Below are 14,236 nucleotides of genomic sequence, written 5' to 3' on the forward strand. Positions count from 1 at the left end.
CGGTGATAATGGCCGGAAGGCTTGTGAGTAGCTTCACAAGCGTGCCGCGCCTCCGACCCCCGTATTGAGGTATCCAACGTGAACAGCAGCGCCGTCCACCGCCTGCGCCTGGTCTCCGCCCCCGAGGGGATCTCCTTCGTCCTGCTGCTGATCTGCTCGGTGCTGAAGCGGACGACGTCCTTCGACGCCGTGCCGGTGATGGGCATGGTCCACGGGATCCTGTTCATCCTGTACGTGATCTTCTGGATCCAGGCCTGGCAGGCGCAGAAGTGGGACGCCAAGCGCGGCGTCCTGCTGCTCGTGCTCTCGGTGCTGCCGTTCGGCGGTTTCGTCGCCGAGCGGATGCTCGGCCGCGAGGAGCGCGGGGAGCTGCGGCCCGCCACCGCCTGACCCGCCCGCGTGGACGGCCGACAGGCTGCCGCGGCCTCCTCTCCCAAAGGGCCGCGGCAGCCTGTCGCCGTTTCTTGCCGGGAGTGGTCGGAGGTTTTCGTCAGAAGCATGACAACGGTTGGCCGGGAAGAACAGGGCGCCGGCGGGGATTGGCCGGGAGTCGTCGGCCGGGGCGGGCGGGCCGTCGGCCCGGGCACGGGTGGACGCCCGGGGCCTGCCCTCCAACGAGGCCCCGGGCGTCCTGCTCACCGCGTGCCGTACGTCACTTGACGTTGACGGCGCTCCAGGTCGCGGCGACGGCGGCGTACTCGGCGCTGGTGGCGCCGTACAGGTCCGCCGCGGCCTTCAGGGTGCCGGTGCGGGCCGCCGAGTAGTTGGTGGTGGAGGTGAAGTAGGTGGTCAGCGCCCGGTACCAGATCGCCGCCGCCTTGTCCCGGCCTATCCCGGCGAGGGTGGAGCCGTTGTACGTGGGGCTGTTGTAGCTGACACCGTTGATCGTCTTCGCGCCGCTGCCCTCGGCGAGCAGGTAGAAGAAGTGGTTGGCCACGCCGGAGGAGTAGTGGACGTCCAGGCCGCCGACCGAGGAGGACCAGTAGTCGGCCGAGCGGCCGTCCTTGGACGGCTGGTCCATGTAGCGCAGCGGCTTGCCGTCACCGTTGATGTTGATCTGCTCGCCGATGAGGTAGTCCGGCTTGTCGGCGGCCAGGTTGGCGTACCACTCGACCATGGTGCCGAAGATGTCCGAGGTGGCCTCGTTGAGACCGCCGGACTCGCCCGAGTAGTTGAGACCCGCCGTGGCGGAGGTGACGCCGTGGCTCATCTCGTGGCCGGCCACGTCGAGCGCGGTGAGCGGGTGGGTGTTGCTGGCGCCGTCGCCGTACGTCATGCAGAAGCAGCTGTCGCTCCAGAACGCGTTGACGTAGTTGGTGCCGTAGTGGACCCGGCTGACCGCGCCGACGCCGTCGTTCTTGATGCCGTTGCGGCCGAAGGTGTTCTTGTAGAAGTCCCAGGTGGCGGCGGCGCCGTACTGGGCGTCCACGGCGGCGGACTCCGGGTTGGAGACCAGGCCGTTGCCGAAGCTGTTGGTGGAGTTGGCGAACAGGGTGCCGCTGCCGGAGGTCTTGTTCTTCAGGTTGTAGGTGGCCTGGCCGCCGCGGGTGGCGTCCTTGAGCTGGTACGAGGTGCCGCTCTGGGTGGTGGTCAGCGGGACGGTGCCGACGAAGACGCCCTTGCCGGTGCCGGAGGCGGTCTGCACCTGCTCGTGGGTGGAGAGCACCTGGCCGGTGGCCGCGTCGGTGACCAGCACCTGGCTGCTCGGGGTGCCGTCGGCGCGCAGGCCCTCCACGGTGGTCCGGTACGCCAGTCGCGGGTTGCCGTCGGCGGCCCAGACCACCAGGGCGGCGGTGCCGGCCTGCCGGACCTCGGTCAGTGGCGCCTCGTCCTCGTCGGCGGCGACGCCGACGGTGGACCGCACGGCGCCGGTCGCCTGGACGGCGGCCTGGTCGGCCGGGATCTTCGGGGTGAGGCTGGGCAGTGCGAGCGCGGTGCCGACGGCCTTGTCCACGGCGGTGGTCGAGCCGTCCGCCTTCTGGTGCACCACCAGGTCGCCGCCCAGCACCGGGAGTCCGGCGAAGGTCCGCTCGTAGCGGAGGTGGCGGGTGCCGTCGGCGTCCACCACGACGTCCTTGGCCACCAGTTGCTCCTGGCCGCCCAGGGACAGGGCGTGCGCCACCTTGGCGGCCTGGCCGTTCGCCTGGGCGATCAGGTCGGCGTGCTGCTGGGCGCCCCGGGCGTGCGGAGCGGGGTCGGCCTGGGCGGCGGCGCCCTGGACCACACCGGTCAGCAGGGCGGTGGCGGAGAGTACGGCGACTGCGGCGAGCTTTCGCTTCACGGACGAGTCCTTCCGGGAAACCGCGTGTGGGCGCGGTCGCGCCGCGTCCCGGGGGCCGGGATCGGCACCTGAGGGGCGGGACGGGCGCTGACGTGCGAGGACCCCGAGCGGTCGTGCGGCTGCCACCGGTCGGGTGGGGGTGGTGGCTGTCGAACGGGGTTGGCGGAAAGCATGACAATCAAGCAAATCAAATGACAGGTCTTGCTCATGAATTGGCCAAGTCCCGCCAAGACGAAGCATTGTGAACGGAAGGACAAAGGGGATCTTTTACCCCGACTTTCAGCGGGTTCCGGTCCGAACCGAGGCCTGGTAGCGGGGCGTTCGGTCATCGGTCGGTCAACCCCGGTACGCCGGGCGCCCGTTGCGGTCCGTTCACACCGACGCAATGTCCAGGTATGGACCTGGCCGTCCGATTGGCGGGATCCCGCCACCGTGTCGTGCTTGTCCACCATCAGGACAGCTGGTAGCACACGTCCGGTCCGCCGGTACGGTAAGGAGGTGGCCAAGCCCCTCGCACTCGACTTCGACCCGATCGCCCGCGCCGACGAGCTCTGGGCCCGCCGCTGGGGCACCGTGCCCTCGATGGCGGCGATCACCTCGATCATGCGCGCGCACCAGATCCTGCTCTCCCGGGTCGACGCGGTGCTCAAGCCGTACGGTCTGACCTTCGCCCGGTACGAGGCGCTGGTGCTGCTGACCTTCAGCCGCACCGGCGAGCTCTCGCTGTCCAAGATCGGCGAGCGGCTGATGGTCCACCCGACCAGCGTCACCAACACCGTCGACCGCCTGGAGCGGGCCGGCCTGGTCGCCCGCCGTCCCAACCCGCTGGACGGCCGCGGGGTGCTCGCGGCGATCACCGGGCGCGGTCGCGAGGTGGTCGAGGAGGCCACCCGGGAGCTGATGGCGATGGAGTTCGGTCTGGAGGAGTACGGCCCCGACCAGTGCCGCCAGGTGTTCGACCTGCTCCGGCCGCTGCGCGTCGCCGCCGGGGACTTCGCGGAGCCGGACGAGGGAACTGCCGGGGGGCCCGTCGGGGGAGCGGCCGAGGGGGCTGCTCGGGAGCGGCCGTGAGGGCGGCTACCCTCGTGGGAGCGGTGCGCGGATCCGGGCGTACCGGTCGAAACTGCCGAGCGAGGCGAGGAAGAGTATGAAGGCGACCCCCCTGCTGGGCTGGTACCGCGGCCTGGCCATTGCGACCGGCTGCGCGCTGCTGGTGTTCTGCGGCTTCATGGTGGCGAAGTACGGCTTCGGCGCGGCCGAGGACCTGACCACCTACGTCGCGATGCTGCACGGCTACCTGTACATCGGGTACTTCGTGGTGACCTTCCTGCTCGGGCAGAAGCTGAAGTGGCCGCTCGGCCGACTGGTGCTGACCCTGGCGGCGGGCTGCATCCCGTTCCTGTCCTTCGTCTTCGAGCGCAAGGTGGCCCGCGAGGCCGCCGAGCAGCTCCCGGCGGGCGGCGCCCGCCAGCCGGCCGGCGTCTGAGCCGAGGAGCTCCGCGAGAGCGCTCCGTCCCCGGTGGGGGCGGGGCGCTCTTCGCGTTCCCCGATCGTCGCCGTTGCGCGGCGGGCCGCCGTCGACAACTACTAGGACGTCCGAGTAAATTAGTAGGACGTCCTAATAGCTGTGCCGCCCCGTGCTGGCGGCCGTACGGAGCGGAGTTCGGCCCATGGACGCCGAGGAGATCGAGCGCGGACGGCAGCGCTGGCAGCAGCGGTACGACAAGGCCCGCAAGCGGGACGCGGACTTCACCACCCTCTCCGGCGACGAGGTCGCGCCGGTCTACGGCCCCGCCCCCGGGCAGCCCGTCGAGGGCTTCGAGCGGATCGGCTGGCCGGGCGAGTACCCGTTCACCCGCGGCCTGCACCCCACCGGTTACCGGGGCCGCACCTGGACCATCCGCCAGTTCGCCGGCTTCGGCAACGCCCAGCAGACCAACGAGCGCTACCGGATGATCCTGGACGCGGGCGGCGGCGGCCTCTCGGTCGCCTTCGACATGCCCACCCTGATGGGCTACGACTCGGACGACCCCAAGTCGCTCGGTGAGGTCGGCCACTGCGGCGTCGCCATCGACTCGGCCGCCGACATGGAGGTGCTGTTCGACGGCATCCCGCTCGGGGACGTCACCACCTCGATGACGATCAGCGGGCCGGCCGTCCCGATCTTCTGCATGTACATCGTGGCCGCCGAGCGTCAGGGCGTGGACCCGGCGGTGCTGAACGGCACCCTCCAGACGGACATCTTCAAGGAGTACATCGCCCAGAAGGAGTGGCTCTTCGCCCCCGAGCCGCACCTGCGCCTGATCGGCGACCTGATGGAGCACTGCGCCCGGGGCATCCCGGCGTACAAGCCGCTGTCCGTCTCCGGCTACCACATCCGGGAGGCCGGGGCGACGGCCGCGCAGGAGCTGGCCTACACCCTCGCGGACGGCTTCGCCTACGTCGAGCTGGGTCTGTCCCGCGGCCTGGACGTGGACGTCTTCGCGCCCGGTCTGTCCTTCTTCTTCGACGCCCACCTGGACTTCTTCGAGGAGATCGCCAAGTTCCGCGCCGCCCGCCGGATCTGGGCCCGCTGGATGCGCGACCGCTTCGGCGCCAGGACGGACAAGGCGCAGTGGCTGCGCTTCCACACCCAGACCGCCGGCGTCTCGCTCACCGCCCAGCAGCCGTACAACAACGTGGTGCGCACGGCCGTCGAGGCGCTCTCCGCGGTGCTCGGCGGCACCAACTCGCTGCACACCAACGCGCTGGACGAGACCCTGGCGCTGCCCTCCGAGCAGGCCGCCGAGATCGCGCTGCGCACCCAGCAGGTGCTGATGGAGGAGACCGGCGTCACCAACGTGGCCGACCCGCTGGGCGGCTCCTGGTACGTCGAGGCGCTGACCGACCGGATCGAGCAGCAGGCCGAGGCGATCTTCCAGCGGATCCTGGACAAGGGCCGCGAGGACCACGAGATCGGCCCGATCACCTCCGGCATCCTGCGCGGGATCGAGGAGGGCTGGTTCACCGGCGAGATCGCCGAGGCGGCCTTCCAGTACCAGCAGGCGGTGGAGAAGGGCGAGAAGCGCGTGGTGGGCGTCAACTGCCACCCCCGCAGCGTCACCCCGGACCTGGAGATCCTCCGGGTCAGCCACGAGGTCGAGCGCGAGCAGGTACGGGCGCTGGGCGAGCGCAAGGCCGCCCGGAACGACGCGGCCGTTCGGGCCGGGCTGGACGCCATGCTGGCGGCGGCGCGCTCGGGCGAGTCGATGATCCCGCCGATGCTGGACGCGGTGCGGGCCGAGGCGACCCTGGGCGAGATCTGCAACGCGCTGCGGCAGGAGTGGGGGACGTACCGGGAGAACGCGGCGTTCTGACCGGCTGATCCCGCGAACCGGGCCGCCCCGTACGGAAGTTCGTGCGGGGCGGCTCCGCCGTGCCCGGAAGCCCTCAGCCCGTGGTGAGCGGTCCGAGCAGCAGGTCGGTGAAGCGGTGGATCCACTCGGGGGTGATCGGCTCGCCGCTGACCAGGACGCGGTGCTCGACCGTGCCCGCGATGGTGTCGAAGATGATGTCGACCTCCTCGCGGGCCGATCCGGCGTCGGTGTCGGCTTCGAGCTCGCCGCGCGCCTGGGCGGCGGCCCGGCCCTGCCGGACCAACCGCTTCTGCGGGTCCACGATCGCCTCCCGGATCCGGCGGCGCAGCTGCGGGTCGCGGGTGCCCTCGGCGAACAGGGCGAGCAGTGCGGCCTGGGTCTCCGGGCGGGCCAGCAGGCCTGCGAACTGGCCCACCACGGCCTCGATGTCGGCGCGCAGGCTGCCGAGGTCGGGCATCACCAGTTCGTCGAAGAGGCTGGCGACGGCGTCCACCACGAGCTCGTTCTTGGACGGCCAGCGGCGGTAGAGCGTGGTTTTGGCGACCCCGGCCCGGCTGGCGACGTGGCCCATGGTCAGCCCGCCCCAGCCGAGTTCGGCCAGGGCCTCGCGGGTGGCGTCGAGGATCGCGAGGTCCGCGGCGGCGCTGCGCGGGCGGCCCTTGGCCCGGGACGGGGTGGTCCCCTCCTGGGCCGTGCCGGCCCGGACGGTGCCGCCGCGGACTGTGCTGCCCGGGACGGCGCTGTCCGGGCTCGCGGAGGGCTGGGCGGCCGGCACCGGGTCTCCTTGCGATTTACTGGTAAGTAACTTGGGTGGGGCTGGTAACGGTAGCGACTGTTGGCCGATTCGGGCAGCCGGGCGGCCCGGGAAAGTGGGGCAGCTCACGTCCCCGAACCGCCGGTGGGGCTTGCGGCCGGACCACCGGCTCCAGTTACGCTACGACCTGTAGCGAAAGCAGTGACAACCAGGCGCCGGACCCGTGGGACGGGGACGGCGCGGGCGCGGGTGGGGATCCGCGCCGAACGGTTCAGGCTACCGGGGGAGGGGCGCGCCGCCCGGAAACCCGCGCCGCGCGGCCCGCGCGGGGCGACTTTCCGGAGGTTGGTGCCCGTCAGCAGCGCGGACGGGGGAGGATGGTGCCATGCAGCCACGGAATTCGCGTCTCAACAGCGCCGCCCTGCGCGGTGCGGTCGACCTCGCCGCAGTGAAGGCGGCCGGTGAGGCCGCCCAGAAGGCCGAGCAGGCCCGGGCCGAGCGGGCCCGCCAGGCGGCCGCCGCCGAAGCGGACGGAGTCGCCCCCCAGCCCGCCTACCAGCTCGTCATCGACGTCACCGAGGACACCTTCGAGACCGAGGTCGTCCAGCGCTCCACCGAGGTGCCGGTCGTCATCGACTTCTGGGCCGAGTGGTGCGGGCCCTGCAAGCAGCTCAGCCCGATCCTGGAGGGCCTGGCCGAGGAGTACGCCGGCCGCTTCGTGCTCGCCAAGATCGACGTGGACGCCAACCAGCTGATCGCCCAGCAGTTCGGCATCCAGGGCATCCCGGCCGTGATGGCCGTGGTGGCCGGCCAGCTGGTGCCGCTGTTCCAGGGCGCGGAGAGCGCCGCGAACGTCCGCAAGGTGCTGGACCAGCTGATCCTGGTCGCCGAGCAGCGCTTCGGCATCTCCGGCGGTGCGGTGGCCCCGGGCGAGCCCGCGGACGCCGCCGGCCCGCAGCGGCCGGAGGACCCGGCGCTGGCCGCCGCGCACGACGCGCTGGACGCCGGCGACCTGGGCGGTGCCATCCGGGCCTACCAGAACGTGCTGGCCGACCAGCCGGGCAACACCGAGGCCAAGCTGGGCCTGGCCCAGGCCGAGCTGCTCCAGCGGGTCGAGGGCCTGGACCTCCAGGCCGTGCGGGCCGCGGCCGCGGCCGATCCGAAGGACGTCGGGACCCAGTTGCAGGCGGCCGACCTGGATCTGGTGGGCGGTCACGTCGAGGACGCCTTCGGGCGCCTGGTGGACACCGTGGGCCGGACCTTCGGCGAGGACCGGGACACCGCCCGGCTGCGCCTGCTGGAGCTGTTCGAGGTGATCGGCCCGGAGGACCCGCGGGTCGTCGCGGCCCGTGCGGCGCTGGCCCGCGTGCTGTTCTGAGCCCGCGTTCCGCAGGGTTCGGGCCGGTCCTGGCACCGAGTGCCTGGCACGTCCGATGACCTGCGGTGTCGCCTGGTGATTTGGCGACAATCCGGTCAACCGGACAGAGGTTTACCAAATCTTGATTTCACCCGTGGGTGGTCACGTTACGTGATCACCCACGGGTGTTTCGCCGCGGTTTCCGGCAGATTTCGTCGCCACGAATCCTCCAAGGCGTCACGCAGGGTGCAAATCGCGTCAATTCCATGATCAACGCCACCTGGTGTTGCATTACCCGTCAGTAAGGCACCCCTTGTGCTTCGCCCGGGATTCAAGCACGATCGGCCACGCCCGGTCCCAGACTCCACACCCTCCGACAGCCGGTCGGCCACGCGGAGCGCGGGATCCCCACCGGGTGATCCGCCGGCCCCGGTCGGCGGTAGGGAGGGCAGGGGGGTATCCGCGGTCCCACGGCGGTTCCTGTCCTCGACCGGCCGCGCGGCCCTGCGCGGTCGCTGGTTGTCGCTCGGGGGTGATCGCCGATGTCGTCGGTCCGACCCGTCGTCCCGCAAGGACGGCCGGTTCCGGGACGGGAGTGCCGCAGCACGCAGGCCGCTCCCGCGTCCGACGACGCCCAAGGCGCTCTCCGCTACCGAGGACGTAGCTCTCTCCCATCCCAGGCCCCCACCGGCGCGGGACGCGCCGCCGGGGAGCCGGAGATGTACGTCCTAGAAGGAGGACTCGCATGTCCAAGACCTACGGCAAGACCCGCTGGAAGCGCTTCGCCCTGGTGATGGTGCCGAGCGTCGCGGCCACCGCGATGGTCGGCGTCTCGATCGCCAACAGCGCGCTCGCCGCCTCGTTCAGCATTTCCGGCCAGCAGTTCAAGGTCAGCACCGACCAGCTGCACGGCACCAACTTCGCCCAGTTCGGCTCGGTGGACATCGAGGCGAACGGCAAGCCGCACCCGGTGGCGGTCTCGGCCTTCGACAAGGCCACCATCAACAACCTGTGCCAGTCGGTGGTGACCGACCTGTCCGCGTTCGGCCTGGGCAAGATCACCCTCCAGCTGCACGCCGGCACCGACGCCGCCAAGCCGGTCGAGGCCTCGAACCTGCTGATCGACCTGGAGCAGCTGAAGGCGGACGCGACCTTCACCGACATCAACATCGGTCAGGACGCCTCCACCCTCTCCGGCACGGCCACCCAGGGCTGGGCCCCGCACGCGGGCGTCACCAAGGCGGGCGGCGGCGCCGGTCTGCCGACCGGTGCGACCGGCTTCGCCCAGTCCGCCAAGGTCGCCGACCTGAGCGGCGTCCAGCAGACCGCGCGGGCCACCTCGGCCGGCACGTTCAAGCTGAACGGCCTGAGCCTCGCGCTGAAGAGCGGCGACGGCGCGGGCAACGAGTGCTTCTGAGCCCCGTCTGACGGCACGCCGATCGGCGTGCCCGGGTGACGGGTCCACCTGGGGCCGGGGGGCGGCGGATCACCGCCGTTCCTCGGCCACCCCCCTTTTTTGTTCCAACCTCGTAGCGACGTCGAGGAGTTGCACCATGTCCAGCGCAACGGTCGAGACGCGGCCCCGCCAGCAGAACCCCATCGGGTGGCTGTGGCGGCACTTCCGCGAATTCCGCCGCACCAGGCCCTTCTGGGGTGGACTGCTGGCCATGATCGCCGGCGTCCCGATCCTCTACTTCCCGTACGCCCACCTGACGTTCGGCGGGCTGACCATCGCGATGTCCACCACGGCCGGCGCCGGGTCGCTGATCATCGGGGTGCTGATGATCATCCTCGGTCTGACCGCCTGGTTCCAGCCGGCCGTCCGGGTCTTCGCGGGCATCGCGACCATCCTGCTGACGCTGGTCTCGATCCCGGTCTCCAACCTCGCGGGCTTCGGGCTGGCGCTGCTGCCGGGCCTGATCGGCGGCGGGCTGATGGTCTCCTGGGCGCCGCTGCCGGAGCCGTCCACCGCGCCGGCCAAGGGGCGGCGGGCCCGCCGGGCCGAGCGGACGGACAACCCCATCGCGCAGCGCGTCGCCACCGAGCCGACCGCCGCCGAGCCCGCCGGGGCCGAGGCCGTCGAGGCGCCCACCGCCGAGCTGCCCGCGCAGGGCGCACCCGAGGAGCCGGCCGCCGAGGCCGCCGCTCCCCAGCAGGGCGCCGCCGAGTCCGCCGTCCCGAAGCAGCGCGCCGCCGCGGACCAGGAGGAGGCGCGGTGACCGGGCCGGCCGAGCAAGCAGAGGGTACGGTCGTCCCCGCGCAGCGCTCCGGTCGGCACGCGGCGCCGCGCACGCCGGTGCGGGTCAGACTCAGAGGCCGCGCCCTGGCGATGGCCGCGGTGCCGACCGCGCTGCTGATGGCCGCGGCCTACACGCCCAACCCGGCGGTGGCGGAGTCCGCGGCCGGCAAGCCCTGCGGCAACGCGCCGGTCACCGTCCCGGACGTGGCGCCGATCGAGACGCCCGTCCCCAAGAGCGAGCTGCCCGAGCCGCCGCCCGCGCCGTCGGGCACGCCCGGCACGTCGGGTGCGGCGACGGGGGCGCCCTCGACCGGCCCCAGCTCGGTGCCCACCACCACGCCGACCCAGGCCCCGACCTCGGCCCCGACCACCGCGCCGGTGAAGACGCCGGCCGCCGGCACGGCCACCACCCCGCCCGTCGCCCGCTCCGCCGCCACCGGCGGCTCGGGCGCGGTGAGCGCGGTGTACCAGGGCACCGGTGACGGCACGGCCACCGCGAGCCGGGCCGGGCTGATCGACGACATCGTCGGCGGCGTCAACCACCTGCTGAACCCTGGCGGTTCGGCCAGTCCCACGCCGAGCGCGACACCCAGTGCCACCGCCCAAGCCCCGGCCGCCCCGGCCCCGCGGGTCGGCACCCCGGCGCAGCCCGCCCAGCCGCAGGCCCCGGCGGCCGGCGCCCAGCAGGCCGCACCGCCCGTCCAGTCCTCGGGCGGGCAGTCCTCGGCTGCCCAGCCGTCGCCGGGCACCACCGCGTCCGGCGGGAAGGCGAGCACCAAGGCGGCCCCGTCCGCGACCCCGTCGGCGGACGTCCCGGCGACCCCGGCGGCCACCCCGACCCCGTCCGCCTCGCCCACGGCGAACCCCAACTGCGACGTGGACACCCGCAGCCTGACCGCCGGTGCGGCCTCCTCCGAGCAGGTCGTGCCGGAGCAGAACTGGACGCTGCAGAGCAGCCGGCTGGGCCTGCACGGCGCGGCCTTCCACGGCGTCTACGACGTGAGGACCCCGACCGGCACCAAGCGGGTGCTGAAGTTCGTGGTCGACAGCGTGGACATCGAGAACCTCGACATGTCGACCCTGGAGGGCAACGGCGTCACCTTCCACGTCCAGGGCGCCCCGGGTTCGACCTCGACCATGCGCAACGGCCAGGTCACCATGTACGTGGAGCGGCTGTCCGGCCACCTGTCCAAGTTGCTCGGCCTGCCGATCCCGATCGACCTGGGCGAGATCACCCTCACCCCGGACACCCTGCCGCGCTGGCTGTACGACCTGATCGGCTCCGTCCCGATCCCGCTGGACCTGGAGCTGACCGGCGTCACCGCCAAGCAGGCCGGCCAGTTCGGCGGCACCCTGCACATCCCGGGGATGCACCTGTTCAACGACAACGCGCCCTACAGCGACAAGTAGCGGAACGCACGACGCCCGTGGGGCGGCCCTCCGTCGAGGAGGAGCCGCCCCACGGGCGTTCGCGGGATGACCTACTCGCCGTGGCTGCCCAGGCGGTGCACCTGCACCAGGTTGGTGGTGCCGGGGACGCCGACCGGCACACCGGCGGTGACGATCACCGTGTCGCCCTCGCCCAGCTCGCCCAGTCGCAGCAGCTCGCGGTCGACCTGCGCGACCATCGCGTCGGTGGTGGCCACCTGCTCGGTGACGTACGACTCGACGCCCCAGCTCAGCGAGAGCTGGTTGCGGGTGGCCGCGTCCGGGGTGAACGCGATCACCGGGATCGGCGAGCGGTAGCGGGACAGCCGGCGCGCGGTGTCACCGGACTTGGTGAACGCGATCAGCGCCTTGCCGTTCAGGAAGTCGCCCAGCTCGCAGGCGGCGCGGGCGACCGAGCCGCCCTGGGTGCGCGGCTTGCGGCCCGGGTTCAGCGGCTGCAGACCCTGGGAGACGAGCTCCTCCTCGGCCTTCTCGCAGATCCGGCTCATGGTGCGGACGGTCTCGACCGGGTACTTGCCGACGCTGGACTCGGCGGAGAGCATCACCGCGTCGGTGCCGTCCAGGATGGCGTTGGCGACGTCGGAGACCTCGGCGCGGGTCGGCCGCGAGGCGTGGATCATCGACTCCATCATCTGGGTGGCGACGATGACCGGCTTGGCGTTGCGGCGGGCCAGGGTGATCAGCTGCTTCTGGACCAGCGGCACCCGCTCCAGCGGGTACTCGACGGCCAGGTCGCCGCGGGCGACCATGATGGCGTCGAAGGCGAGGACGATCTCCTCCATGGCCTCGACGGCCTGCGGCTTCTCGATCTTGGCGATGACCGGCACCCGGATGCCGACCTCGTCCATGACCTCGTGGACGTCCTTGATGTCGGCCGCGTTGCGGACGAAGGACAGGGCGACCATGTCGACGCCCAGGCGAAGCGCGAAGCGCAGGTCGTCCTTGTCCTTCTCGGACAGGGCCGGCACGTTCACGGCCGCGCCGGGCAGGTTGATGCCCTTGTTGTTCGAGAGCACGCCGCCCTCGACCACCACGGTCTTCACCCGCGGGCCGTCGACGCTGACGACCTCCAGGGCGATGACGCCGTCGTTGATCAGGATCGGGTCGCCGGGCTTCACGTCGCCGGGCAGGCCCTTGTAGGTGGTGCCGCAGATGTGCTGGTCACCGGGGACGTCCTCGGTGGTGATGGTGAACTCGTCGCCGTTGTCGACGGTCACCGGGCCGTTGGCGAAGGTCGCCAGACGGATCTTGGGACCCTGGAGGTCGGCAAGGACGCCGATGGCCTTGCCGGTGTCCTCCGAGACCTGGCGGACCTTCCGGTACCGCTCCTCGTGGTCCGCGTGGTTGCCGTGGCTCATGTTCAGTCGGGCGACGTTCATGCCCGCCTCGACGATGGCCTTCAGCTGTTCGTAGGAGTCCGTCGCCGGACCCAGGGTGCAGACAATTTTCGCTCGGCGCATATCGGTCAGTCTATCCGTTCGTGTTATAGGTGCATTCGGCACGGACCGGGAGGAATCGCCGACGAAGGGTTCCGAGGAGTGAGACGTTTTCGTGTCAGTCCTCGGACAGTCCGCCCTCCCGGTGCACCAGGGCGAAGGCCTGTCGGGCGATCTCCAGCTCCTCGTCGGTGGGCACCACCGCGACCGTCACCCGGGAGTACGCGGGCGAGATGATCCGGGCCTCGCCGGAGCGCACCGAGTTCAGCTCCGGGTCCACGGCGATGCCCAGGTCCTCCAGTCCCGCGGTGGCCGCCGCGCGCACCGGCGCCGCGTTCTCCCCGACGCCCGCGGTGAACGCGATCGCGTCCACCCGGCCGAGCACCGCGTAGTAGCCGCCGATGTACTTGCGGAGCCGGTGGACGTACGCGTCGAAGGCGAGCCCCGCGTCGGCGTCGCCCTCGTCGGCACGCCGCATGATCTCGCGCATGTCGTTCTCGCCGCACAGGCCGCGCAGGCCGCTGCGGCGGTTCAGCAGGTCGTCGATCTCGTCGATCGACAGGCCGCCGACCCGGTGCAGGTGGAAGACCACGCCGGCGTCGATGTCACCCGAACGAGTGCCCATGACCAGGCCCTCCAGCGGGGTGAGGCCCATCGAGGTGTCCAGGCAGCGGCCGCCGCTGACCGCCGAGGCGGAAGCCCCGTTGCCCAGGTGCAGCACGATCACGTTGACCTCGGCCGGGTCCTTGCCGAGTAGCCGGGCGGTGGCCCGGGAGACGTACTGGTGCGAGGTGCCGTGGAAGCCGTAGCGGCGCACCCGGTGCTCGTCGGCGACGGCCTTGTCGATCGCGTACCGCGCCGAGTGCTCGGGCATCGAGGTGTGGAAGGCGGTGTCGAACACGGCCACCTGCGGCAGGTCGGGCCGCAGCGCGCGGGCCACCTCGATGCCGGTGATGTTGGCCGGGTTGTGCAGCGGCGCGACCGGGATCAGCCGGCGGATCTCCTTCAGCACCTCGTCGGTGATCACGGTCGGCTCGGTGAACCGCTTGCCGCCGTGCACCACCCGGTGGCCGATCACGGCCAGCTCGGGGGAGTCCAGCCCGAGGCCGTCGGCGGCCAGCTCCTCGGCGACGGCCTTCAGCGCGGCGGAGTGGTCCGGGAAGACCTGGAGCAGCTCGCGCCGCTCGCCGGTGCGCGGGTCGTGCGCCAACCGGCCGGTGGACTCGCCGATCCGCTCCACCAGTCCGGAGGCCAGCCGGGCGCCGTCCAGCATGTCGATCAGCTGGTACTTCACCGAAGAGGAGCCGGCGTTGAGCACCAGAACGCGCGTCCCCTCACTCATTCGCCCACCTCGCCGCGCTCGG

At 71.8% G+C, this 14,236-nt stretch carries 12 protein-coding genes; 8 read left to right on the top strand and 4 right to left on the bottom strand.

All coding sequences use genetic code 11. The annotated features are described in order from the left end of the window. Nucleotides 1–78 precede the first annotated feature (78 nt). Nucleotides 79–390 (top strand): DUF3817 domain-containing protein, encoded by a 312-nt coding sequence (locus tag ACH4J0_RS22880; protein ID WP_396242355.1) that lies wholly within the window; start codon nt 79–81, stop codon nt 388–390. Nucleotides 391–652: 262 nt separating this feature from the next. Here ACH4J0_RS22880 and ACH4J0_RS22885 read toward each other — a convergent pair whose 3' ends face one another. Next, nucleotides 653–2,281, bottom strand: coding sequence for a M4 family metallopeptidase (locus tag ACH4J0_RS22885; RefSeq protein WP_396242356.1), 1,629 nt, complete (start codon nt 2,279–2,281; stop codon nt 653–655). A gap of 498 nt (nt 2,282–2,779) precedes the next feature. Here ACH4J0_RS22885 and ACH4J0_RS22890 point away from each other — a divergent pair, with 498 nt between their 5' ends. The 3 genes from ACH4J0_RS22890 (at nt 2,780) to ACH4J0_RS22900 (ending at nt 5,637) form a co-directional block, all read left to right on the top strand. After that, on the top strand, nt 2,780–3,352 hold the full coding sequence (locus ACH4J0_RS22890; protein WP_396242357.1) for a MarR family winged helix-turn-helix transcriptional regulator: 573 nt from the start codon (nt 2,780–2,782) through the stop codon (nt 3,350–3,352). Nucleotides 3,353–3,428: 76 nt separating this feature from the next. Then, nucleotides 3,429–3,767, top strand: a complete 339-nt coding sequence (locus ACH4J0_RS22895) for a DUF3817 domain-containing protein (RefSeq protein WP_030281979.1) — start codon at nt 3,429–3,431, stop codon at nt 3,765–3,767. A 184-nt stretch (nt 3,768–3,951) separates the two neighbouring features. Then, on the top strand, nt 3,952–5,637 hold the full coding sequence (locus tag ACH4J0_RS22900) for a methylmalonyl-CoA mutase (protein ID WP_396242358.1): 1,686 nt from the start codon (nt 3,952–3,954) through the stop codon (nt 5,635–5,637). A gap of 73 nt (nt 5,638–5,710) precedes the next feature. Here the strand turns inward: ACH4J0_RS22900 and ACH4J0_RS22905 are convergent, their stop codons facing one another. Beyond that, complete coding sequence (locus ACH4J0_RS22905) at nt 5,711–6,262, bottom strand: TetR/AcrR family transcriptional regulator (RefSeq protein ID WP_396242383.1); 552 nt, start codon at nt 6,260–6,262, stop codon at nt 5,711–5,713. 514 nt (nt 6,263–6,776) lie between these two features. On the opposite strand from ACH4J0_RS22905, the gene ACH4J0_RS22910 reads away from it, so the two are divergent. The 4 genes from ACH4J0_RS22910 to ACH4J0_RS22925 all read left to right on the top strand — a co-directional run bounded on the left by ACH4J0_RS22910 (nt 6,777) and on the right by ACH4J0_RS22925 (nt 11,397). Beyond that, nucleotides 6,777–7,769: a tetratricopeptide repeat protein gene (locus ACH4J0_RS22910; RefSeq protein WP_396242359.1), complete on the top strand. Its 993-nt coding sequence runs from the start codon at nt 6,777–6,779 to the stop codon at nt 7,767–7,769. Between the two features lie 724 nt (nt 7,770–8,493). Further along, complete coding sequence (locus tag ACH4J0_RS22915) at nt 8,494–9,165, top strand: DUF6230 family protein (protein ID WP_396242360.1); 672 nt, start codon at nt 8,494–8,496, stop codon at nt 9,163–9,165. A 136-nt stretch (nt 9,166–9,301) separates the two neighbouring features. Continuing rightward, nucleotides 9,302–9,967, top strand: a complete 666-nt coding sequence (locus tag ACH4J0_RS22920; protein ID WP_396242361.1) for a DUF6114 domain-containing protein — start codon at nt 9,302–9,304, stop codon at nt 9,965–9,967. Next, nucleotides 9,964–11,397 carry a hypothetical protein gene (locus ACH4J0_RS22925; RefSeq protein WP_396242362.1) on the top strand — a complete coding sequence of 478 codons (1,434 nt, stop codon included), beginning with the start codon at nt 9,964–9,966 and terminating at the stop codon, nt 11,395–11,397. The genes ACH4J0_RS22920 and ACH4J0_RS22925 overlap by 4 nt, the downstream gene beginning before the upstream one ends. A gap of 71 nt (nt 11,398–11,468) precedes the next feature. Here the strand turns inward: ACH4J0_RS22925 and pyk are convergent, their stop codons facing one another. Further along, nucleotides 11,469–12,896 (bottom strand): pyruvate kinase, encoded by a 1,428-nt coding sequence (gene pyk, locus ACH4J0_RS22930; protein ID WP_396242363.1) that lies wholly within the window; start codon nt 12,894–12,896, stop codon nt 11,469–11,471. A 94-nt stretch (nt 12,897–12,990) separates the two neighbouring features. Beyond that, complete coding sequence (locus tag ACH4J0_RS22935; protein ID WP_396242364.1) at nt 12,991–14,214, bottom strand: acetate kinase; 1,224 nt, start codon at nt 14,212–14,214, stop codon at nt 12,991–12,993. Nucleotides 14,215–14,236 lie beyond the last annotated feature (22 nt).

This window comes from Kitasatospora sp. NPDC017646, from assembly GCF_044329365.1.
Taxonomy (GTDB): domain Bacteria; phylum Actinomycetota; class Actinomycetes; order Streptomycetales; family Streptomycetaceae; genus Kitasatospora.

Bases quoted from the DNA above. Each gene is read 5' to 3' on its own strand.
- ACH4J0_RS22895 (WP_030281979.1), top strand. From the start codon at position 3,429: ATGAAGGCGACCCCCCTGCTGGGCTGGTACCGCGGCCTGGCCATTGCG.
- ACH4J0_RS22915 (WP_396242360.1), top strand. From the start codon at position 8,494: ATGTCCAAGACCTACGGCAAGACCCGCTGGAAGCGCTTCGCCCTGGTG.
- ACH4J0_RS22920 (WP_396242361.1), top strand. From the start codon at position 9,302: ATGTCCAGCGCAACGGTCGAGACGCGGCCCCGCCAGCAGAACCCCATC.
- ACH4J0_RS22900 (WP_396242358.1), top strand. From the start codon at position 3,952: ATGGACGCCGAGGAGATCGAGCGCGGACGGCAGCGCTGGCAGCAGCGG.
- pyk (WP_396242363.1), bottom strand. From the start codon at position 12,896: ATGCGCCGAGCGAAAATTGTCTGCACCCTGGGTCCGGCGACGGACTCC.
- ACH4J0_RS22935 (WP_396242364.1), bottom strand. From the start codon at position 14,214: ATGAGTGAGGGGACGCGCGTTCTGGTGCTCAACGCCGGCTCCTCTTCG.
- ACH4J0_RS22910 (WP_396242359.1), top strand. From the start codon at position 6,777: ATGCAGCCACGGAATTCGCGTCTCAACAGCGCCGCCCTGCGCGGTGCG.